This window comes from Stenotrophomonas sp. STEN038, assembly GCF_056759895.1.
Genome location: NZ_JBRRDW010000007.1, coordinates 41747 through 63065, shown reverse-complemented (window position 1 = coordinate 63065; position 21319 = coordinate 41747). Strand labels below are relative to the sequence as shown.

Sequence of the window (21319 nt, the reverse complement as noted above, 5' to 3'; positions counted from 1 at the left end):
TCATCCTCCAATCGAGGCCAGGTGCGGGGTAAGCCCGGTCTGGCCGAAGTGCAGTCCATGCCCGGCCGCCTTGAGCCCAAGCTGGGTGGTGATGCGCGCCAGCAGCGCATCCTGGTCATCGTCGGACTGCAGCAGCGGGCGCAGCGCCACGCCGAAGTCACCGAACAGGCACAGGCGCAGGTCGCCGCGCGCAGTAACCCGCAGGCGATTGCAGCCTTTGCAGAAATCCTTTGAATACGGGGCGATGATGCCGATGCTGCCGCGGTAATCCGGGTGGCTGAACTCACGTGCTGGGCCGGCATCGGCGACGCGCTTGCGCTCACTCCAACCGGCAGCCAGCAGCTGTTCGATCACCACGTCGGCGCGCAGGTGATGGCGCTCGTAGTACTCGCGGTTGTCACCGGTGCGCATCAGCTCGATGAAACGCACACTGATTGGGCGCTCGCGCAGGAATTCCATCCACGCCGGCAGCTCGTCATCGTTGAGGCCGCGCAGCAACACCGCATTGAGCTTGATCGACTGCAGGCCCAGGGCCTGCGCCAGGTTGAGACCTTCCATGATCTCGGGCAGCCGATCGTGGCCGGTGATGGCGTGGAAGCGATCACGCTGCAGGCTGTCCATGCTGACATTGAGCGCAGTGAGCCCGGCGCGGTGCCAGCCGGGCAGATGCCGCGGCAGCAGGCAGCCATTGGTGGTGATGGCCACTTTGCGGATACCCGGCACCTGCGCCACGGTAGCGATGATCTGCGGCAGGTCCTTGCGCAGGCTGGGCTCGCCGCCGGTCAGGCGGATCTTGTGCATGCCCAGCGCAGCAAACCCGCGCACCAGCCGTTCGATCTCATCCACCACCATGAACTGCGGCCGGCCATCGGCCTGATAACCGTCGGGCAGGCAGTAGCTGCAACGGAAGTTGCAGGCCTCGGTCAGCGACAGACGCAGGTATGGAAAGCTGCGACCGAAGCCGTCGGTGAGTTGGCTCATGGCTGTTTCACCTTGTGACTCCACGTTTGCACGCTCGCCCGGCATGCCGGGATGCCCTCGCCTTTGTTGACAGGCTGCCAGCCTACGCGGGGCATTGCGACGATGGCATGACTTAAATCAATTCAGACCCCAGCCAGACCCTGGTCAGCTGTGGCAGCATGGCTTCTCAATGGCTTCCTCCTTGTGAAAACAATCATGATGCTGAGTGATTTCGACGATCTACTGCGTGCCGCTTCGGAGCAGACCGAGCCACAACGCCTGTTGTTCGTGTTCGTCAAAGCCGACCTGCCTGAATCCCCGACCGCCGATCAACATGCCCGCCATGACAGCGGTGAAGGTGGCACCCTGAGCCCGGTGCTGTGCGTGGACAAGGCCCCGCAGGAAATCGCCTCGTTTGCCGCACTTGCCGCCGAATCTGCCAACACCGGCTTGGCCTGGGACCTGGTATTCGTCGCCTCGCTGGATGGCCGCGCCGGCATTGCTCCCTCCAGTGATGAAGCCGCGCAGCCGCTGCGCCTGATGGTCAATGCCGTCAACGATGGTCAGATCAGCCGCTTCGCCGCGTTTGACCGCGACGGCGCGCCGGTGCAGTTCTACTAGCGCGCAGTTCCGGCAGCACGCAGCGTTGCCAGCTGGCACCCCGCTCAGGTCGCAAGCTGCAGCAACAGGAAGAAGATCACCAGCACGGTGTTCAGCCCCCACGCCACGGTGAGGCCGCGTGCGGCCAAACCATAGTTGGGGTTGTGCGCGCTGGGCGCGGCCCGCCACACCGTGGGGATGATCCAACCGGTGTAGAGCAGCAAGACGGCAAACAGGCCGAGCAGCAGGCTGGTCCTGCCTTGCATCAGCGCCCATAGCGCCGCGGCCCATAACAGATTGCTGGGGATCACCCCCTGCAGCCAGAACACACGCCACAAATGTGAGGGCGGCGACTTGTCGCCCGGGGTACTCATCGAACCGACAGCAGTCATGATCGGGACTCCTGAGTTGCGCAGCACTGTACCCGAGCTTGCACCTGCCAAGCGGGCGGGTCAAATCCGCTGGCAGTCATCGCGGTAAGTGCTATCGCCTTGCCCGATCAGCAAGCTTGCCGCGCCAGCACATAGCCGGCATCCGGATGCTGCCATGCCGGGTTTCCCGGCAGTGCTCGGGCGGGGCACCTCGCCAGCCCTCTTCAATCCGCGTCATCCAGCAGACAGCGCACCAGCTTCTCGACCAGACGGCTGACCTGCTTGCGGTCGATATCCGCGCCCACCGCGCCACGCACCATCACGCCGTTGAAGATTGCCGAGATCATGTTCATCCGCAGCTCAACCTCGGCCGCGTCCAGCCCCTCTGGCAAGCCGACCCGATTGGACAAGGCCATGAATTCGCCGCTCACTACCTTGTCCGATTGCCGAAGGATGCGCTGGATGGCCGGATTACGTGCGGCTTCGGCGGCCAACTCCAACTGCAGTTCCAGATGCGCGGGATCCAGGCAGCGGTCCACGGAATCGGGGACCTGCCGCGTCACCCGGGTTGCCAGGCTGCCGCCGCTCTCGTCTTCCTGCAGCTTGCGGGCCAGCTCGGAGAGGTTCTGCTCCTCACGCTTGGCGATGGCCTCGACGATGGCTTCCTTGTTCTCGAAGTAGTGATAGATGTGCCCCGGGCTCATCCCGGCCGCTTTCGAGATCTTGGCGATGCTGGTGCCATGGAAGCCATTGCGTCGGAAGCAGACGCTGGCCGCGTCCAGCACCTGCTGGCGGCGCGCCTCACCCTTCTCCTGACCAACCGCAGCGCTGCTACTCGCATTCATGAAGTGAACCTGGCGATGTCTTGATCGGATTGGCGCATGACCCCGGCCATGTTGTGTAGTACGATCATTCTAACTAGAACGATCATTCTAATTCTGGTTGAACGCTTGGATGGCCTCCCCGCCGCCGAGCCGAGCACAACGGAGCACGCCCATGACCACCCTGCTGAAAGACATTGCGGTGCTGTTCGACGCCAGCGAATCCGGCCAACAGATTCTGGATACGGCAACCCGACTGGCCGGCGGCCATGCCTCGCATCTGATCGGCATCACCGCCCTGGCCCAGCAGCCGGCCACCCTGCAGGCAGGTTTTGCCAAGGGCGAGGCCCTGCATGAAGTGATCGTCCGCCACCAGTCGGTGATGGCCGCGCGTGCGCTCCAACTCGGGCAGAGCTTGAACGATGCCTTGAACCGTCATGAGGTGAGCGGCGAGTTACGGGTGATATCCCATGCGGAGTCCAGCAGCGAATCGTCACTGCACGCCTTGTACTGCGACCTGCTGGTGGTCAGCCATCCGAACATCCCGGCCTCGCCGCTGACCTGGTCCGCGCCACAGATACTGCAGCAATCGGGCATCCCGATCCTGATCGTGCCGCGTGACTGGGGCGACAAGCCGGTCGGGAAGAAGGTGTTGGTGGCATGGAATGGCAGCCGGCAATCACGCCGCGCCATCGCCGATGCGATGCCTATGCTCATCAAAGCCGACGAGGTCACATTGCTGATCATCGATGCGCAGCGCAAGGCCGAGTTGCACGGCGACGAACCCGGCGCGGACATGGCGGCCTATCTCGCCCGACATCACGTGAAAGTCGATCTGCAGCGCGTCACCTCCGCCGGCGTCGCCATCGCCGAGGTCATCGTTGCGCACGCAAAGCACGCCCAGTGCGACATGGTGGTGTTCGGTGCATACAGCCGACCCAAACTCAGTGAAGCGCTGTTTGGCGGCGTAACCCGGACCCTGCTGACGGAGGTTCCCGTTCCGCTGTTCGTTTCCCAGTAACTGCAACGATCACATCTGTGCATCAATCAACAGCTTGCCGCGCATGATCAAGCACGTGTGTCAGGCTAAAAGAATCTTCTGCTGACTCTCCTTCAGCAGAGATACCTCCGCGGCCTCTCCCCCGACCGCGGAGTCCTGCAGTCCATCGGACTGTGCGAATGTCGCGATGACGTCCGCGCCGGGAGGCGGTAGAGCCCCGCCTCCCGGCTTTTCGAAGATGGCTTTTTCAGCTGCGAAGACGCGCTCTGCAAGCGCGGCGATTCGCCCGCAACTGAACTCCCGATCCGCAATGACAGCTGTCCCTGGCAGAACCAGTGCAGTGCGAAAGAGCCACCGAACAACTGCTCAGGAACGTATCGCACCGCGCACAGGACAACCCCGCCGGCACAGTGTCATACGTAACCATGTCGCCTAAACCGATGCGGAATGAATCACCCGTAAATCCGTGACAAACCGTCTCATTTACGCAAATACATCGGCACTGGCCGACTCGTAGAATCGAATTGCCGAGGACATCGCGGCACTACGGCTACCGCCACACAGGTAGCCAGGCGAACTATTCCGTTTGAGTAACCTGCACCAGGAAACAACAATGAACGTCCGCGAACTTCTGCAGTCCAAGAAACAAACCGTCGTCACCATCGACGTGGAAGACACCATCGGCGCCGCCGCACACAAGATGAGCGCGAACAAGATCGCCGCGCTGGTGGTGATGAAGGACGATGCACCGGTGAACATCATTTCCGAAAAGGACATCGTGCGCAGCCTTGCCGAGGATGGCCCGCAGGCGGGACGCCGCGTGATCTCCAGCCTGCCTTCCACCGGACTGGAAGGCATCGCACCGGAGGCAAGCCTCAAGCAGGCCATGGCACTGATGACGTACTCGCGTCACCGCCACCTGATGGTGACCGAAGGCTCCAAGCTGGTTGGCATCCTCAGCCTCGGCGATATCGTCAAGAACCTGCTCAGCGAGCTGGAACTTGAGAAGGCTGTATTGCAGGACATCTACACCGCTGCACACTGAGCCAACCACCTGCGCTCACGCTGGGCCTGTGCATCACACAATCACAGGCATCGGCTCAACTACCCTCACAGTATCTGCAAGCGCCGCATAGCGGCAACAGATCGCGGCCTTCAGCAAGCTTGGGGGACCGCGATCCAACCTTCAGCTGGCCACAGAGCACTGCCTGGCAGTCCAAGGGAAACGTTGCCGACAAGCCGGCCGATGGCTGCTCCGGCGATTTCCGCGCTGCTGCACGGTATCCGCACTCTGCGCATGCATGCCAGCCGACCAACGCATGTACCTTGCCTTCCCCGTTGCCGTGCCCTGCATTCAGTCGTGCACTGCACTTGCACATTCAACGGCCATGCCGGTAACTGACAGCGATATCCGCAGGTCCTTTCCACAGCGGTATTTCCGTGTGGGCTGAACTTGGATCCTGACGACGGATATCGCGTTCTGGCGGCAGGCGCGCAGTTGAAACCATGGCCTTGCGCAAGCCCAGATCGCCTTCACTCCGACCACCATCTCCCACAAGGTTGCGTTACCCGACATGGAAGCGGAAACGAGCACTGGCAGTCCAGGCAAGGCCAGCATCCTGCTATCAGCGGCGCAAGATGATGGTGCTCACTCAGCCCATCCCATCATTGAGTTCAAGCATGTTGGAAAGCGCTATCGCGGAAGAACGGCCGTCGCCGATCTCTCGCTGACCATCGCCGCCGGCAGCTTCTTCGCCTTGCTGGGTCCAAATGGCGCCGGCAAGACAACGTCCATCCGGATGATGTCGACCCTGACCCAACCAAGCACCGGCACGATCACGGTGGCGGGGCATGATGTGGTGAAAGACGCCGCACGCGTGCGGGGCCAGATCGGTGTTGTGTTCCAGAACCATTCGCTGGACGATGAACTCAGCGTCAACGAAAACCTGCAGCTGCACGCGATGATCCATTCGATGCCCGTCGCCGATGCCAGGCACCGGGCAGCTGCGCTGCTGGAGCTGGTAGGTATGGCCGCGCGTACACGCCAGCTGGTGCGCGGCCTGTCCGGCGGCGAGAAGCGACGCGTCGAGCTCGCGCGGGCCCTGCTTCATCGGCCGCGCATCCTGTACCTGGATGAGCCGACCGTCGGCCTCGACACCCAGGTCAGGAATACGCTCTGGTCATACCTCAAGCGCATCTCGGCGGAGGAAGGTGTCACCGTTGTGTTCACCACGCATTACCTGGAAGAGGCCGAGGCCAACGCCGATGCGCTCGCGCTGATCAATCGCGGGCACCTGCTCGGCAGCGGAACCATCGATGCGCTGAACAGCGCGCTCGGTACAACGGGGCTGACCGATGCGTATCTGCAGATGACAGGCAAGGAACCGAGCTGATCATGTTCAAGCCCATTTACGGCCTGTGGCTGCGCGATATCAGGAAGTTCAGCCGCAGCCGCTGGAAGATCCTCAGCGGCCTGGCCCAGCCCGTGCTTTATCTGGTGGTGATGGGCATGGGCATGGATCAGGTGTTCCAGGCTGCCGGCTACAGCAGCTATCCGCGCTTTCTCTCTCCTGGCGTGGTTGCGATGGCAGTGATCATCGCCGCGTTCATCAGTGGCTTCTCGGTACTCTGGGACCGCAAGTTCGGTTTCCTGAAGGAAACCCTGGTGGCACCGGTCCCGCGCTGGCAGCTGGTTGTCGGCAGGTGCCTGGGCGCAGCCACCACTGCTGCGCTGCAGGCTTCGCTGGTGCTGGGGTTGGTGTATCTGGTCCTGGCGCAATGGCCAGGCGGCCTTGCCTTGCTGGAAATGGAAAGCGCGATCTTCGCTACCGGTTTCCTGTTCGCGGTGCTCGGCGCATTGTGTGGCGCGGTCATCGAGGACTTCCAAGCCATACAGGTCATCATCAGCTTTATCCTGATGCCAATGATCTTCCTGTCCGGCGCGCTGTTCCCGCTTCCCGCGGGCGATCACTCCGCAATTCTCGGGACTCTCATCAGGTTCAACCCGGTGAGCTATCTGGTCGACCTCATCCGACTGGCGATGGGGCAGCCGGGCAGTTTTTCGCTGACCACTTCGCTCAGCATGTATACCGGCCTGCTCGCCGGCTCGCTGGCGTTGTGCGTACGCGCTTTCACCAGGATCGATGCGTCCTAGCAACCGCACCTGTCCGTGGCCGGCCACAACTGCCAGCATCTTCCGCCGAGCAGCGATGCATCCGGGATGCACCACGGCGGGAAACTGCATACCCATCGCATGGCCATGCATCAGGGTCCACCCGGATCATCACCACGCCAGAGAAGCAGAAGCCCACGTCGCCGTGGGCTTCTCTCGTTTACCCAGTTACCTGCATGGGCGTGAATGTCGCCGAGCCGGTCACCTCAGTTCGGTACGCGCTTGGCGAGCTCGATCAGCATCCGTGATGCCAGGTACAGGCGCGGCGGTATGGAGTCGATCTCGATGTACTCATTGCGTGCGTGGTAGCCCCATCCGGCAAGCCCAAGGCCTTCCAGCACCGCGGCATGGCCGGAGCGGCCGGCAAAGCCGGCATCGGTGCCGCCATTGGTGGTGGGATGCATCAGCAGCTTGCGTCCATCCAGCTCGGCATAGATCTGCTGTGCCAGATCCGCCAACGCCCGGCCACGTTCGCCCGCCACGTAGATCGGGCGCAGTGGCTCCAGCGTCACCGTGGTGGTGGTATCCGGCACTGCGTGGCTTTCCTTGACCTTGGCCTGCAGCGCAGCCAACAGATTGGCATTGCTGTCGGCCTGCATCACCCGCGCATCGCCGCCGACTTCCGCACGCTCCGGAATCTGGTTGCGTGCGGTGCCTGCATTGGCGGTGGTCCAGTTGAGCTGCGCGCCGGGCACGGCGGCGGCGACGTCCTTGGTCTGGATGATCTGATGTGCCAGCTCGACGAGTGCGTTGCGGCCCTGCTCCGGTGCCGCACCTGCATGTGCAGACAGGCCCTGCACCGTCATCCGTACCTGCGAGGTGCCGGCGGCACTGAGCAGCACGCCTTCGCTTTCGATCACGGCCTTGGCCGGCGAGGGCTCGAAGGACAGCACCACGTCGTGCTCGTCCGCCAGCTTGGCAATCGTTTCGCCCGAGCCCGGCGAGCCGATTTCCTCGTCCGGATTGAACAACACGGTGACCGTCGCGTAATCGTTCCAGCCACGCGCCTTGAGCAGGGCCAGCGAATGCAGGATCACCGCGATACCACCCTTGTCGTCGGCGATGCCCGGGCCGTACAGCAGGTTGCCCTTCTGGTGGAAGGGTTCCTTCTCAAGGATGCCGCGGTCGTAGACAGTATCGGCGTGGGCGATCAGCATCACCTGCAACTTGCCGTTGCCGGTGAAGGTACCGCGGACCAGATCCGGGCCGCCGGTGGCCGAAGCAACCCGCTCGACCTTGGCATCAAGGGCGCGCAGTCGCTTGTCCAGATAGTCCATCAGTTTGCCGACACCTTCGTGATCGGTGGAACCCGACTCCACCGTCACCAGCGCGCGCAGTGTCTCGATCACCGCCGGTTGCTGGGCCGTGGCCGCTGCCTGCAGCTGCGCATCCAACTGCGCTGCCTGCGCCTGCGATCCAAGTATCCCTGCAGCCAACAAACCGCTGAAAATCGCCGTGCGTGAAATGCTCATGGCCTGCTCCTATGGTTGCTGCCGTAGCCTATCAGCGCCACGGCAGCAATGGAGAGCACGGGCGCACAGGGACTGGTCATCCGCTGGAACCATGGTTTTGCGCATCCCCTCGGCGTTGCCCGCGGAGAGATGATCCGTGAGTTTCAGCGGTTGACGGTGCCTTCAGACCTCCTGCAGGCCCGGCCGGCCATGCGCCACCGCATAGCGCTTCCAGCTTTCCAGCTTGCCGTTGGGCTGCATGACCTGGTCAAGCGTCTTCATGTCGCCCATCCAGGTATCGCGGGTCACGTCGCACAGGACATAACCACGTTTGTCGGTGGTGGCCTTCAGGTGCGGGCTGTGTTGCAGCGTATTGCGTGCCATCGCGTCGATGCCCTGGCCATCGGCGCCAGAGCTGATCGAGGTGGCCAGGAACTCGCTGGAAATCACCCCGGAGTCGGCGTTGTCCTGCACCAGGTCGCTGGCGTAGTGGCGGTGCGCGTCACCGCATGCGGTGACCACGTTGTTGAAGCCCACTGTCTGGATGTGATCGAGCAACCGTCTGCGGCTGTCCAGGTAACCGGACCATTGGTCGTCCGATGACACTACCTGCCCATCCTTCTCGCGCGCGTAATTACCCAGCGACACCTGGTGGGCGATGGTGTGCCAACGCGGCGTTGCATCCGCCAGCCCATCGAACAACCAGCGTTCCTGCTGCGCGCCGACGATGCTGCGTGCCGGCGACTCGACCTGCGCACGCGACGCCATGTCCGCCTGCTTGCTGCGGTATTGGCGGGTATCCAGCAGATGCAGGTCCATCAGGTTGCCATAGCGCGCACGGCGATACAGCTGCATGTGCCCATTCACCGGAAATGCCGAACGGCGCAGCGGCATGTTCTCGTAGTACGCCTGGAAGGCCTGCGCGCGCCGCAGCAGGAACACTTCGCTCGGGGTTCCATCCTGGTCCTCCGCGCCCGCCCAGTTGTTGTCCACTTCATGATCGTCGAAGGTCACGAACCAGGGTGCGGCGGCGTGCGCGGCCTGCAGATCGGCGTCACTCTTGTACTGCGCATAGCGGCGGCGATAATCATCCAGCGTGTAGATCTGCGGCCCAACGTGGTTGCGCAGGTTGGTGAAAGGCTGACCATTCATCCGCCGCACACCCGGCTGACTTTCGCCCTCGTAGATGTAGTCGCCATAGTGGAAGACGAAATCCAGCGGTTCCTCGGCGATGCGGCGCCAGCCGGTGAAATGCCCTTCCTCGAAGTGCTGGCAACCGGCCACCGCGAAGCGGACCCTGTCCACCTGTGCCGTCGCCGCAGGCAGGGTGCAGGTGCGGCCTGCCGCGCTTTCATGGCCGCCAACGGTGAAGCGGTACCAATACGGCCGGCCAGGCTCCAGCCCTTCCAGCTCCACGTGCAAGGCATGGCCGAGCTCGGGATGCGCCAGCGCGGAACCCTGCCGCAGCACGCGACGGAAGCCGTCGTCGGCAGCCAGCTGCCACTGCACCGGGATCGGCCGCGGCGTGATGCCACCGCCGAATGCCAACGGCTCGGTCGCCAGCCGCGTCCACAACACCATGCCATCGGTACTGGGGTCACCGGACGCCACGCCGAGCGTGAACGGCGTGCTGGCAAAGCGCGGCGACGCCAGCAGGTTGCGCGGATTCAGCGCGCTGGCATCGGCCTGTGCGGCCAACGACGCGGTGCCCATCCACGCGCCGAACGCCGACAGACCGGACAGCGCGAGGAAGCGCCTGCGATTGAAGTTGTCCACGGGCCGCGTCCTCAGTTGTAGATGATGTGGAAATAGTAGAAGCGGCCGTAGTCATCGATCTCGGTACGGAAGCGCCCGTTCGGACCGGTGCTGTAGGTCGGCTGCATGTTGAACAGGTTCTTGGCTTCGTACTTCAGCGTGACGTGCTTGCTGATCTTGTGGCTGAAGGCCAGGTTGAAGGTCATGTACGGGTCGTAATAGGAGTCCAGCCATTCGGTGTCACCGAAGTCGACCAGCATGCGGCTGCGGTAGTTGCCGGAAACCCGCAGCTGGGCGCTGTTCCACGGCATGCGCCAGATCGCTGAACCATTGACCGACCAGTCCGGCTGGTACAACAGGCGATCAAGCCGGCGCGGGGTACCGTCACTGATCTTGTAGTTGGTCTGTCCGTCCAGGCCGGTGGCGTTGAAGAACATGTCGAAGCGGTGCCGTCCCCAGCGCAGGTTGCGGTTGGCGATGGCGAACTCGACGCCGCGCAGCCGCGACTCCTCGGTGTTCATCGGCTGGGTGACCCGATAGGTGGTGTCGCCGATATCCTCGAAGGTGGTCAAGGTGTAGATGTCGTCCTTGATCACCTTGTCGAACAAGGCAACCGAGACGATGCCGTTGTTGCCGTTGAAGTACGTCTCCCAGGCCAGGTCCAGGTTCGTCGAGCGGCGCGGGTCGAGCCCGGCATTGCCTTGCTTGATCGTGCAGTAGCCCCTGCCCTCATCATCGTCCGCGCAGCTGCTGTTGGTGGCCTGGGCGATGTTGCTCGGGGTCGGCCGGCCGAGCGTCCGGCTCGCAGAGAAGCGCAGGCGCTGGTTCTCGCTGAGTTTGAAACTGGCATTCAGCGACGGCAGCAGGTCGCTGTAACCGCCGCTGGTCTTGAGGAAATCGGCGGTATAGGTGCTGCCGCCGTTGCTGCTGTACGGGCTGAATGCATCGAAGCGGGTGTGGTCGTAGCGCAGGCCGCCGATCAGCAGCAGGCGATCCCATGCATAGTGGGCGGACACATAGGCATTGGCGATGTCTTCCACATACTTGTAGTCGCTGGTGAAGTTCGCGTTGGGATAGGCCGCGTTGTTGTTACCCAGGGTCGGCAGCAGCTCTTCGGTGACCTTGCTGTTGTCGATCAGCGGGAAGCCAGGCACCGAGCCGAGCAGCGTGGAGCCCGGGTACAGGTAGTCATTCAAGGTTGCGCTGGTCTTGTAGTAGTTGAAGTCGATGTCCTGCCAGATGTTGAGGTGGCGGTACTCGGCACCGGCAGCAAGGCCGAAACCGCGCGCGTCGGCATCGATGTTGTGGCTGAAATCCAGGCGCAGGTTGTCGATGGTCTCCTTCGCGTCGCGCGGCGAGATATAGGCCTGGGCTGGATTGAGCTTGAAGCTGGAACTGGTCAGCAGGCTGGGATCAGACACGCCCACGGCGTTCGGGAAGCCATGCTTGTCATTGGCGTAATCCACGAACAGATTGCTCGGGTAGGCACGCACGCCCCAGTAGACCTGGGTGTTGTCGAAGGTTTCCTCGGTATGGCCGCCACGCAGGGTCAACCTGGTCAGCGCGCCGATGTCCCAGTTGAAGCTGGCGATCGCGCCGCGGTTGTTGCGGTCCCAGCGATCGTGGCGGTTCTTGATGTAGATGCTGTTGATCTGGGTGGTGCCGCTGTCCGCCGTCTGATCACGGATCGCGAACTTCGCGTTGGAATACAGATCGGTCTTGTTCATCGTCGAGTTCTCGTAGAAACGGTACGAGTACAGCAACAGCGACGCATAGAAGGGATCATCACTTGGCTTCCACTCCAGCTTGGCCGAGCCACCGAAATTGGTGATGTAGTTGGTATAGGTGCCGGTACTGAAGTTGCCCGGTGCACGCAGGCCGTTCCAACCGGCCGCCTCGGTGGGCGCGGTGGTGCCATCGGTCAGGTACTTGCCCGCATCGTTGAAGTAGTAGTTGGACTCGACCCAACGCTTGATGCTGTTGCGTGAGCGCTGTTCATAGCGGGCGACCGCGACGATGCCGAACTGCTGGTCTGCGCCAAACTGGTTGGAGAACACCATCTTGGCGCTCTTGCCGAAGTGTCCCAGCGTCTTGTGGTCACCGCCTGCGCTGCGGCCGACGTCGGTCTCCGCGGTGGAGTAGATGCCAGCCACGTCGGCGAACACATATTTCCCCGAGCGGTCGAACGCGCTGCGGCTGATGATATCGATGACGCCACCAATGGCATCCGGCGCCTGCTCGGCACTGAAGCTCTTGTAGATATCGGTGCGGGTACCGATGTCGCTGGGAATCAGCTGCAGATTGTTCATCCGCTCGCCGGATCCACTACCGCCGACGCTGGCTATGGCGATGCCATCAATCGTGGTGTAGTTGAGGTTGGCCTGCACGCCACGCACGGTGACGTAACGTGGCTCACCGGCGTCCTCCACCGCACTCAGGCCCGGCGCAGCCATCAGGCTCTCGGCCAGTGTCTCATCGCCATAGCTGTCCATCTCGTCATAGATCACCGAATCCTTGATCACCGGCGACTGCTTCTTCTGGTCGATGACCTCGTGCGCGGCAATCACCGTCACCGTCCCCAGGGTCGGCGCTGCAGCGGCCTCTGCGGCACGTGGTACCACTGGCGCTGGCTGCGCAGCGGCCGGCTTGGCGGGCGCTGGATCGATGGCGATGACGTTGCCATCCACCACGCTGTAGCCCAGCCCGCTGCCGGCCAGCAATACATCCAGCGCCTGCTTGACGGTGGCGCCGCTCGGCACCGCCGCTGCCATGCGCGGCGCACCGGTGGGCGAGTAGAGGAACTGCACACCGGCACTGCGCGACAACTGCTCCAACGCGTGGCCCAGCGACTGCGCCGGGATCGCAGTCGTCACCTTCGCCTCCAATCCGCCGGTGGCGGCCAGTGCCGGCACGGCAATGCAAGGGGATAGTGCGAGAACGACCGACAGGTAGAGCTTCTTCCGCATCACGGTTCCTAGAGGAGGGAGATTGCATGTACCGCGTCGGCAGGTGACGTCGGCTTCCCCTAGTAAGAGCTGTGCTGTGGCGAAGTGGAGAACACTGATTCGATGAATTTTTTCTTACAGGCCCAACGCCGAGCCCTCAGCGGCTATGGACATGCACGGTGTCACCGCGGCGTTGCACCTTGAAGCGCGGGTCGCGGGCAAGGAATGCCTGCAGCGCCACGATCCGGTCCGCATCCAGGCTGCCAGACAGGCGCATGGCCGCCGCTGTATCGTCCTCGATCACGACCTGCACGCGGTTATGGCGATTGAATGCCGCCGCAACCTCATCCAGGCGCTCGTCCAGGAAGGAGACCTTGCGTTGCTGCCAATCCAGTAGCATCGATGCAGGCATGTCCAAGGGCTGTACAGCACCGGTATCGTTGTCCACCAGCACCACCCGGCCCGCAAACAGCCGGGCAAGTCGCTGCTGATCCGAGTCCCCCCGCCAGACCTCGACTTCGCCGGAGACCACACCGATACGGGTGTTCTGCAGCCGCCGCGACACATCGAACACGGTACCGATATCGCGCACCCGCAACTCGCCTACCTGCACCTCGAACGCGCGCCGGTCCGGTGCCACATCGAAACTCGCCTCACCGCGCAGCAGCTCTACATGTCGATCCAGCCAGCCCATGCGCACGCGGATCGCGCTGTCCGCGTTCAGTCGCACCTGGGTGCTATCTGCCAGTACCAGTTCGCGCAGTTCACCGTGGCCTGCAGTCAACACCTGTTCCTGCGGCCATAGACGCGACAGTGACGCCCCCAACAGCAGCACCAGGCAGGCAGCAGCAGCCAAGGCAGCCCAGCCGCGCCTGCCACGTCGCGCTGGAACGACGTTGTGTGCGGTGGCTTTGGCGAACAAGGGCACGACCTTGGCCATCGGTCGGCCTGCGCCAGCCACTATCAGGTCGCCTTCCAGCAGGTCGGACGATGCAGCCGGCATCGCCTCGCCCACCTGCCGGTGCAGATCCAGTGCCTGCAGATAGGCACGCACATGCTCGGGTGAACGGCGCAACCAGGCCAGGAACGCGCGTCGCTGTACTTCGCTCAGCGCTCCTTCGCGATTGACCAGAAGCCATTGCAGGCCCTGCTCGGCGACACTTCCGTCTGTACAGTCGGTGGTATTCCGGTTCATGCACCCTCCCTGGTGCCTAGCGCCTGCCGGCAGGCTTCCAGCCCCTTGCCGATATGCTTGCGCACCATGTGCACCGACACATCAAGCTGCGCGCTGATCTGCAGGCACTCCACGCCTTCGCGGTAATGCAGTTCCATCACCCGGCGCGTGGTTGCAGGCAATCGCGCGATGGCGCCACGGATGTCACTCCAACGTTGCACCTGCTCGAACTCGCCCTCGATGTCTTCCTCGCTCTTCAACACCTCGGCAAGCAGATCGACGTCGTCCAGCGGTGGGCGCGCGGATTGCGTGCGCGCGTGCTCGCGCGCAAGGTTGGCGGCTACCGCAAAAAGATAGCCTTCTGGATTGGCGATGGCCTCGGCATCGTCGTCACTGCGACGCAGCAGCCGCAGGTAGACCTCCTGCGCCAGATCCTCGGCATCATCGGCGTGGGAGCCACGGCGCAGGAAGAATCCCCGCAGCAAGCGTCGGCGCAGCTCATAGCCCTGCTCCCAGATCCTGGCGCTTTTCACGACAACCCAAGGTCCCGCCGCCGATAAAGCGGCAGATGGTGGCGCGCGATGATGACAGCAGCATTTCATCGCCTGGCAAAGGGAGTAGCTGCGGTGCGCCGGCAATGCATGCATTCCCGGCGGCAGGAAGCCTGTGATTGCATGTCAGGGGGAGGTGTCCCTGCGGTGGCATCCCGGTCAGTCCGCACGCGTCACGCTTCACCAACCCCATGCGCATGGCCGCATCGGTGGCGTGCGGCAACGATTCCATGAACAAGAAAGTGAACAAAAACAGCGGCTTCGTCCAAAAAAGGAAGCAAGCCGTTCGCGCGTGCGATGATCGGGGTTCCTCCGCTACCCCAACACTGCATGGAATGGTTATCCGACCCAACAATCTGGATGGGTCTCTCTACACTTGTCGTTCTCGAAATCATCCTCGGCATCGACAACCTCGTTTTCATCGCGATCCTTGCGGACAAGCTTCCTCCCCACCAGCGTGACAAGGCCCGCCTCATTGGCTTGAGCCTGGCGCTGGTGATGCGACTGGGCCTGCTGGCCACGCTGTCCTGGATCATGCGGCTCACCGCGCCGCTGTTCTCCGTATTCGACCACGCGTTCTCCGGCCGTGACCTGATTCTGCTGGTCGGCGGTCTGTTCCTGTTGTTCAAGGCAACGATGGAACTGCACGAGCGGCTTGAAGGACGCTCGCACGAGACCGGCGACAACAAGGTCTACGCCAGCTTCGGTCTGGTGGTGACGCAGATCGTCATCCTCGATGCGGTGTTCTCGCTGGACTCGGTGATTACTGCGGTCGGCATGGTCGACCACCTCGGCGTGATGTTTGCTGCAGTGACGATTGCGATGGCGGTGATGATGCTGGCCAGCAAGCCGCTCACCAGTTTCGTCAACCGTCATCCGACAGTGGTGATCCTGTGCCTTGGCTTCCTGTTGATGATCGGCTTCAGCCTTGTGGCCGAAGGCCTGGGCTTCAAGATTCCCAAGGGCTATCTGTACGCTGCGATTGCGTTCTCGGTGCTGATCGAGGGCTTCAACCAGTGGACCCAGTTCAACCGCGAGAAGCACGCGCAGAACCTGTCCTTCCGGCAGCGCACCTCCAATGCGGTGCTCAAGCTGCTGGGGTCGCGCCCGACGCAGGCCGTTGCCGGTGAGAGCCACGAGCCAGCCGATCAGCTGCCATCAGGCCTTGCCGCATCCGAGCACGACATGATCCGTGGCGTGCTGGCCCTGGCCGACCGCTCGGTAGCAAGCGTGATGACCGTGCGCGCCGACATCCAATGGATCGATCTCGGCAAGGGGCCAGAGCACACCACCGCGCAATTGATGAGCTCGCCGCATACCCGCCTGCTGGTGGCGGATGGCGAACTGGACAACCTGCAAGGCGTTGTGCAGAGCCGCGACCTGCTCGCAGGCGTTCTCGCCGGCAAGCCCTTGGTACTGGCGGATTACCTGCGCGAGCCGCTGACCCTACCCGAAGGCGCAACCGCGCTGCGTGCGCTGGAACGGATCAAGCAGCACCCGATTCCGTTGGCGGTGGTAGTCGACGAATACGGCAGCGTGCAGGGTCTGGTTACCGCCAACGATCTGCTGGCGGCCATTGCAGGCGATCTTGCCGATACCCGCGACGCCGATTTCGGCACCGAACAGGTGGACGGCAGCTGGATCGTGGATGCGTCCATGTCGATCGAAGACGTGGAGCGCATCACCGGCATCACCCTGGAACGAAGTCCACTGTATGTCAGTCTGTCCGGCTTGCTGTTGCATGCACTGGAGCGGCTGCCAGTGGCTGGCGATACTGTTGAGTCGGCTGGCTGGCGTCTGCAGGTGATTGACCTGGAAGGCAGGCGAATCGGCAAGACGCGGATTTCCGCGATCGACAAGCCGTACCCACCGCGGTGGGGGTCACGGCTCCCCCGTGCCGCCGTTACGCGTCCTGACAACCGTCCTGGCTCAGGCCTGCCGGGGTGATCCAGGCACCAATCAGCATCATTGGCTGTTGTCACTGCATCCAAACCCTGTGCTGCTGCGTACAAGCGACCTCTGACACGCTGGAAAGGACCAACAAGCGCCATGCAGATACGTAGACAGCTCCTCGGATTCGCCGGCTGGTTCCTGGTCACCTTCGTCGCCGCAGCGCTTGGTGCCCGCGCCTCCATCTCGGCCTCCAGTTTCTACGCCGCCCTTGCACTACCTGCATGGGCACCACCGGCGAACCTGTTTGGTCCCGTGTGGACGGCGCTTTACGCGATGATGGCGCTGGCAGCGTTTCTTGTCTGGCGCGAACGCGGTTGGCGCGCGGCCGCACCTGCGTTGCCCCTTTACCTGCTGCAGCTTGGCATCAACGCACTATGGAGCTGGCTGTTCTTCGGCTGGAAACAGGGCGCTATGGCCTTCGCCGATATTCTGCTGTTGATCGTGTTGATCGTTGCCACGCTGATTGCGTTCTGGCGCATCCACAAGGTCGCGGCCTGCCTGTTGCTGCCCTATCTTGCCTGGGTGGGCTTTGCCAGCGTGCTCAACTACGCGGTCTGGCAGGCGAATCCCGGGCTGCTGTAAACAGCAAAAGCTCTTACGCGCGCGTGCTGCCGCAGCAGGCCTACGCTGCGTCGGCATCCCCAAGCTGATTGATCTGCGTGCACTCCACCTCGCCGGGCGGATCACGCATGCGTGCCAATGCGATCATCGCGCGACCCAGAACCAGGTTGCTGGTGAACAGCGACGGCAGGGCAGCCGCTGCCAGCTGCATCATTGGCCCGCCAACCACATACAGCGGCTTCAGCAGCGCATGTCGGGTGCCGGTGCCAGCGACCGGTCGCATGCCGCCCGGCCGCAGCATTACCGTACGCCCCGGCAGCTGGGCCAGTGCCCGCTCCGTTTCGCCTTTGATGCGCAGGGGCATAAAGTGGCTTTCAGGGCTGGCATGTGCGCCTGATACATACAGGAACATGCCCTGTGGATTGGCTGCGAACCAGGTCTGCGCGACTGCCAGTGTGGTGTCCAGCGTGACTCGCCGATACTCGTCCTCCTCGGTGCCAATCGGCGCTGCACCCGCGCAATAAAAGCAGGCATCAAAGCCGACCAGGTCCGCACGGCGGCGGTGCGCCTGCTGGAAATCCTCCAGCACCAACTCCTCCGTCGCCGTAACCAACCCACCCGCACGCCGCACCAGCGCGACCGTGCGCTTGACGTGCGCGGAACCGGCGCAGGCCAAGGCCACGCCTTGACCGACCAGCCCGCTGGCGCCGGTCAACACGATCTTCAGGCGTCCGGCATCGTTCATCGGCTGCGTCCCGTGCGATCTACAGTTTGACGAAGCGTTGCACTTTGCGCGCCAACCAACCACTGAACACCAGCGGTGCGTCCAACGCCGACACGCAGATGCACGGCACACCAGGGGCTGTGACCGGCTGGTGCTCGACGTCCCCATCCAGGTCCGCCACGTCGCCGGGGGCGAACAAGCCCAAGGCATCGTTGTAGGAGCCGCGCAGGATCTGGGTCAGCTCGCTGCGGCCATGACTGTGCATCGGCAGGCACTTGCCAGGGGCGATCTTCAGCATGATCAGTGACGGCATCTGCCTCGCGCGGATGCAATGCACACCCGGTGCCATCCAACGCCAGCGCAGGCTGCCCAGCGAGTCGCCGAAATAGGGATGCAGTGATGCGGGCAGATACTCCGGGTCGGCCTGTGGCCGCTCGGGTGGCAAGGGGCGCTCTGGCTTCTGCTCAGGCATCGCAGCCGTACTGGGTTCCATCAGTTGCGCCAGCATGGAAGCGCGCAATGTTTCGCGCCGCGTTTCCTCCAGCACCGGCTGGGTTTGTTCCAGCAGTGCCGAGCCGACCGCTTCGGCATCGCGCAGGCGCTTGCGGCAGTGCGGGCACTGCTCGAGATGGGCGCCGGCAACGATGCTCAATGGCGCCTGCAAGGCACCGGCCGCGTAACTCATCAAGGTCGATTCATGCAGGTGATGGTGCGGGTTCATGACGCCCCCCCGACCTTGGACTGCAACAGCAGGAAGGCGCGACGCAGATGTGACTTCACCGTGCCCAAGGGCATCCCCAACGCCTGCGCGATCTCGCCATGGCTCTTCGCCTCGAAATAGGACATCCGCACCAGCCGCGCCTGCACGGCGGAGAGCTCGTTGATGCGTTGGCGCAGCCGTGCATGGTCGGCGAACTGCTCGGCACTGCTGCGCTCGAGTACGTCGCTGGCGGCGGCGTTCTCCACTGCCGCCTGCACCAGCGTCCAGCTGCGCTCGTGGCGCACGCGGTCGATGTGCAGGTTACGTGCGATGCGGTACAGCCAGGTACTCAGCGCGCCCTGCGCCGGATCGAACTCCCCGGCCCGCAGCCACAAGCGCAGCAGGCATTCCTGCGCCAGTTCCTCGGCCACCGCCTCCGGGGCACCCAGGCCACGCAGGTATACGCACAGGCGTGGCATGAAGTGGTCGTAGATGCGCATGAAGCAGTCGCGATCGCGCAGCCGCGCCACGCCGTCCATGTCACCGGCCCAGTTCATTGGCTCTTTGCTCAGCTGCTGTGAACTGGACACGATCCGGGCGATGTCCAAGGAGGAAGGGAGGTTGCGGGAATCAGGGTACATCTGCGTGGGCAGGACTGCAGTGAATGTGTTGTCCTTCCTACGCGCGGTGGCGGCGTTTGGATGCACGGCCCTGCCTGCATCCAGCGGCCGGCCTCGCCCGTAGGCAGGGAGAGCTCTTTCCGGGATGCCCCCATGCGCATGGCCTGCCTGTTGCTGTTCCTGCCCTTCATGGCGTCGGCAGCGCCGCTGCTGCGCGGTGAAGGCGTTGCCACGACCCGCGACGGGGCGGTGGCCTACCGCGAGGTGCATTGGCAGCGCGGCGCTGGGGATGCGGCGGAGCGCTGGGTGCACTACCTTTGCGCCGACGGCCAGCCGTTCGCGCGCAAGCACATGCAGGTCAACGGTTCCGCTCAGGCCCCCAGCTACCACTGGGAGGACCGTCGCAGCGGACAGGCCGCCAGCGTTGCAGCGGCAGCGGGCGTCCTGCAGCTGAACTGGAAAGAAGATGCAGCGGCAAAAACGCGCGCGCGGCGACTGCCACTTCCAGCCGATGCGGTGATCGACGCCGGGTTCGACGCCGCCGTGCGCACGCATTGGCAGCGCTTGATGCAGGGCGAGCGGCTCAGCCTGCAGTTCCTGGTACCCAGCCGGCAGCGCTACTACCCGGTGCAGGTGCAGCGTGTCGGCGCCGTCCGCTGGCAGGGTATGGATGCCCAGTCCATCCAGGTGCAGCTGGATGCGTGGTACGGGATGGTCGCGCCGCGTCTGGCGCTGGTCTATGCCGATGCTGATCGGCGGCTGCTGGAATTCCATGGCACCAGCAACCTGCGCGATGCCCGCGGTGACTACCCGCTGGTGACGGTACGCTTCGCGAAGAAGGCAGTGGAACGCCCGGCGGCGCAGTGGCAGGCGGAACTGCAGCAGGCACTGGTGGCGCGCTGTACCGCCGCACCGGGCTGACCGCAATGGAATCTCCATTACGCTGCATCCAATCACCGCCGCGCGCCGTAGAGAAGGGTAGAAATCCTCCCGAGATACGCTCCATGGCATCCGCAGCGCCCCTTCCCCGCCGACGTGTGGCCCTGCTGCGCACGCTGCAGCGCTGGTTCGACACCGCCGATAGCGCTGGCGCCGCTGGCGAGTCGCTGCCAAACGATCGCATTGATTGGATGCGCGCCCTGCCTTTCGTCCTGCTGCACCTCGGCTGCCTGGGGGTGATCTGGGTGGGTGTCTCGTGGACGGCAGTTGCCGTTGCGCTGGCCTTGTATGCAGTGCGGATGTTCGCGATAACCGCGTTCTATCACCGCTATTTTTCCCATCGCACCTTCCAGACATCGCGCGCGGTGCAGTTCGTGTTCGCCCTTGTCGGCGCGTCCAGCGTGCAGCGCGGGCCGCTGTGGTGGGCGGCGCACCATCGGCATCACCACCGCCATGCCGACCAGCCGCTGGACCCGCATTCCCCGCAGCAGAAAGGCTTCTGGCGCAGCCATGTCGGCTGGTTCCTGACCCGTGAGGCGTTCGCCACCGACCTGCAGCGCGTGCCGGATCTTGCCCATTTCCCGGAACTGCGTTGGCTGGACCGCTTCGACACCGTGGTCCCCCTGCTGCTCGCCGCAGCCCTGTATGCACTGGGTGCGTTGCTTGAACGCTGGGCACCGGGCCTGCAGACCTCGGGCATGCAATTGCTGGTATGGGGTTTCTTCATCTCCACGGTGGTGTTGTTCCACGCCACCGTCACCATCAATTCACTGGCCCACCGCTTTGGCCGCCGCCGCTTCGACACCCGCGACGACAGCCGCAACAACCTTTGGCTGGCGCTGCTCACCTTCGGCGAGGGCTGGCACAACAACCACCATTTCTTTCCCGGCACGGTGCGACAGGGATTCCGCTGGTGGGAGATCGACCTGACCTGGTATGGCCTGCGGGTGATGGCGATGCTGGGCCTGGTCAAGGAGCTCAAGCCGATCCCGGCCTGGGTGCTTGCCAAGGCGAGGAACTGA

Annotated in this window: 20 protein-coding genes; 9 read left to right on the top strand and 11 right to left on the bottom strand. The window is 63.5% G+C overall.

Annotation, left to right across the window (positions count from 1 at the left end; genetic code table 11):
* Nucleotides 1-981 carry a GTP 3',8-cyclase MoaA gene (gene moaA / locus ACVOLS_RS04525; protein WP_481544646.1) on the bottom strand — a complete coding sequence of 327 codons (981 nt, stop codon included), beginning with the start codon at nt 979-981 and terminating at the stop codon, nt 1-3.
* Between the two features lie 195 nt (nt 982-1176).
* On the opposite strand from moaA, the gene ACVOLS_RS04520 reads away from it, so the two are divergent.
* Nucleotides 1177-1581 carry a ribonucleotide reductase subunit alpha gene (locus ACVOLS_RS04520; protein ID WP_481544645.1) on the top strand — a complete coding sequence of 135 codons (405 nt, stop codon included), beginning with the start codon at nt 1177-1179 and terminating at the stop codon, nt 1579-1581.
* A 44-nt stretch (nt 1582-1625) separates the two neighbouring features.
* On the opposite strand, the gene ACVOLS_RS04515 is transcribed toward ACVOLS_RS04520, so the two are convergent.
* Together ACVOLS_RS04515 and ACVOLS_RS04510 are read right to left on the bottom strand one after the other, a co-directional pair.
* On the bottom strand, nt 1626-1952 hold the full coding sequence (locus tag ACVOLS_RS04515; RefSeq protein ID WP_282269085.1) for a hypothetical protein: 327 nt from the start codon (nt 1950-1952) through the stop codon (nt 1626-1628).
* A 203-nt stretch (nt 1953-2155) separates the two neighbouring features.
* Nucleotides 2156-2776, bottom strand: a complete 621-nt coding sequence (locus ACVOLS_RS04510; protein WP_481544644.1) for a TetR/AcrR family transcriptional regulator — start codon at nt 2774-2776, stop codon at nt 2156-2158.
* Nucleotides 2777-2927: 151 nt separating this feature from the next.
* Here ACVOLS_RS04510 and ACVOLS_RS04505 point away from each other — a divergent pair, with 151 nt between their 5' ends.
* From ACVOLS_RS04505 to ACVOLS_RS04490, 4 genes are all read left to right on the top strand, one after another.
* Entirely contained in the window at nt 2928-3773 is an 846-nt protein-coding gene (locus ACVOLS_RS04505) for a universal stress protein (protein ID WP_481544643.1), read from the top strand.
* 592 nt (nt 3774-4365) lie between these two features.
* Nucleotides 4366-4797, top strand: a complete 432-nt coding sequence (locus ACVOLS_RS04500; RefSeq protein ID WP_481544642.1) for a CBS domain-containing protein — start codon at nt 4366-4368, stop codon at nt 4795-4797.
* A gap of 529 nt (nt 4798-5326) precedes the next feature.
* The gene (locus tag ACVOLS_RS04495) at nt 5327-6145 is read left to right on the top strand and encodes an ABC transporter ATP-binding protein (RefSeq protein ID WP_481544641.1); all 819 of its coding nucleotides are present in this window, start codon (nt 5327-5329) and stop codon (nt 6143-6145) included.
* A gap of 2 nt (nt 6146-6147) precedes the next feature.
* Complete coding sequence (locus ACVOLS_RS04490; protein ID WP_481544640.1) at nt 6148-6906, top strand: ABC transporter permease; 759 nt, start codon at nt 6148-6150, stop codon at nt 6904-6906.
* Between the two features lie 224 nt (nt 6907-7130).
* On the opposite strand, the gene ACVOLS_RS04485 is transcribed toward ACVOLS_RS04490, so the two are convergent.
* The 5 genes from ACVOLS_RS04485 to ACVOLS_RS04465 form a co-directional block, all read right to left on the bottom strand.
* Nucleotides 7131-8396, bottom strand: coding sequence for a glutamate carboxypeptidase (locus tag ACVOLS_RS04485; protein ID WP_481544639.1), 1266 nt, complete (start codon nt 8394-8396; stop codon nt 7131-7133).
* A 162-nt stretch (nt 8397-8558) separates the two neighbouring features.
* The gene (locus tag ACVOLS_RS04480) at nt 8559-10151 is read right to left on the bottom strand and encodes an alkaline phosphatase D family protein (protein WP_481544638.1); all 1593 of its coding nucleotides are present in this window, start codon (nt 10149-10151) and stop codon (nt 8559-8561) included.
* A gap of 11 nt (nt 10152-10162) precedes the next feature.
* Nucleotides 10163-13096 (bottom strand): TonB-dependent receptor, encoded by a 2934-nt coding sequence (locus ACVOLS_RS04475; protein WP_481544637.1) that lies wholly within the window; start codon nt 13094-13096, stop codon nt 10163-10165.
* A gap of 136 nt (nt 13097-13232) precedes the next feature.
* Complete coding sequence (locus tag ACVOLS_RS04470; protein WP_481544636.1) at nt 13233-14270, bottom strand: FecR family protein; 1038 nt, start codon at nt 14268-14270, stop codon at nt 13233-13235.
* The gene (locus ACVOLS_RS04465) at nt 14267-14782 is read right to left on the bottom strand and encodes an RNA polymerase sigma factor (RefSeq protein ID WP_481533769.1); all 516 of its coding nucleotides are present in this window, start codon (nt 14780-14782) and stop codon (nt 14267-14269) included. The genes ACVOLS_RS04470 and ACVOLS_RS04465 overlap by 4 nt, the downstream gene beginning before the upstream one ends.
* 348 nt (nt 14783-15130) lie before the next feature.
* Between ACVOLS_RS04465 and ACVOLS_RS04460 the strand changes: the two genes are divergently transcribed.
* Nucleotides 15131-16747, top strand: a complete 1617-nt coding sequence (locus ACVOLS_RS04460; RefSeq protein ID WP_481544635.1) for a TerC family protein — start codon at nt 15131-15133, stop codon at nt 16745-16747.
* A 102-nt stretch (nt 16748-16849) separates the two neighbouring features.
* Complete coding sequence (locus tag ACVOLS_RS04455; RefSeq protein WP_481544634.1) at nt 16850-17335, top strand: TspO/MBR family protein; 486 nt, start codon at nt 16850-16852, stop codon at nt 17333-17335.
* A gap of 40 nt (nt 17336-17375) precedes the next feature.
* Here the strand turns inward: ACVOLS_RS04455 and ACVOLS_RS04450 are convergent, their stop codons facing one another.
* Genes ACVOLS_RS04450 through ACVOLS_RS04440 form a run of 3 tightly spaced genes read right to left on the bottom strand, consistent with a single transcriptional unit; the run spans nt 17376 to nt 19379 of the window.
* The gene (locus tag ACVOLS_RS04450) at nt 17376-18059 is read right to left on the bottom strand and encodes a Rossmann-fold NAD(P)-binding domain-containing protein (RefSeq protein WP_481544633.1); all 684 of its coding nucleotides are present in this window, start codon (nt 18057-18059) and stop codon (nt 17376-17378) included.
* A 19-nt stretch (nt 18060-18078) separates the two neighbouring features.
* Entirely contained in the window at nt 18079-18759 is a 681-nt protein-coding gene (locus ACVOLS_RS04445; RefSeq protein ID WP_481544632.1) for a ChrR family anti-sigma-E factor, read from the bottom strand.
* Nucleotides 18756-19379: a sigma-70 family RNA polymerase sigma factor gene (locus ACVOLS_RS04440; protein WP_481544631.1), complete on the bottom strand. Its 624-nt coding sequence runs from the start codon at nt 19377-19379 to the stop codon at nt 18756-18758. Before ACVOLS_RS04440 ends, ACVOLS_RS04445 begins: the two co-directional genes overlap by 4 nt.
* Nucleotides 19380-19511: 132 nt before the next feature.
* On the opposite strand from ACVOLS_RS04440, the gene ACVOLS_RS04435 reads away from it, so the two are divergent.
* Nucleotides 19512-20279, top strand: coding sequence for a hypothetical protein (locus ACVOLS_RS04435; RefSeq protein ID WP_481544630.1), 768 nt, complete (start codon nt 19512-19514; stop codon nt 20277-20279).
* Nucleotides 20280-20362: 83 nt separating this feature from the next.
* On the top strand, nt 20363-21319 hold the full coding sequence (locus ACVOLS_RS04430; protein WP_481544629.1) for an acyl-CoA desaturase: 957 nt from the start codon (nt 20363-20365) through the stop codon (nt 21317-21319).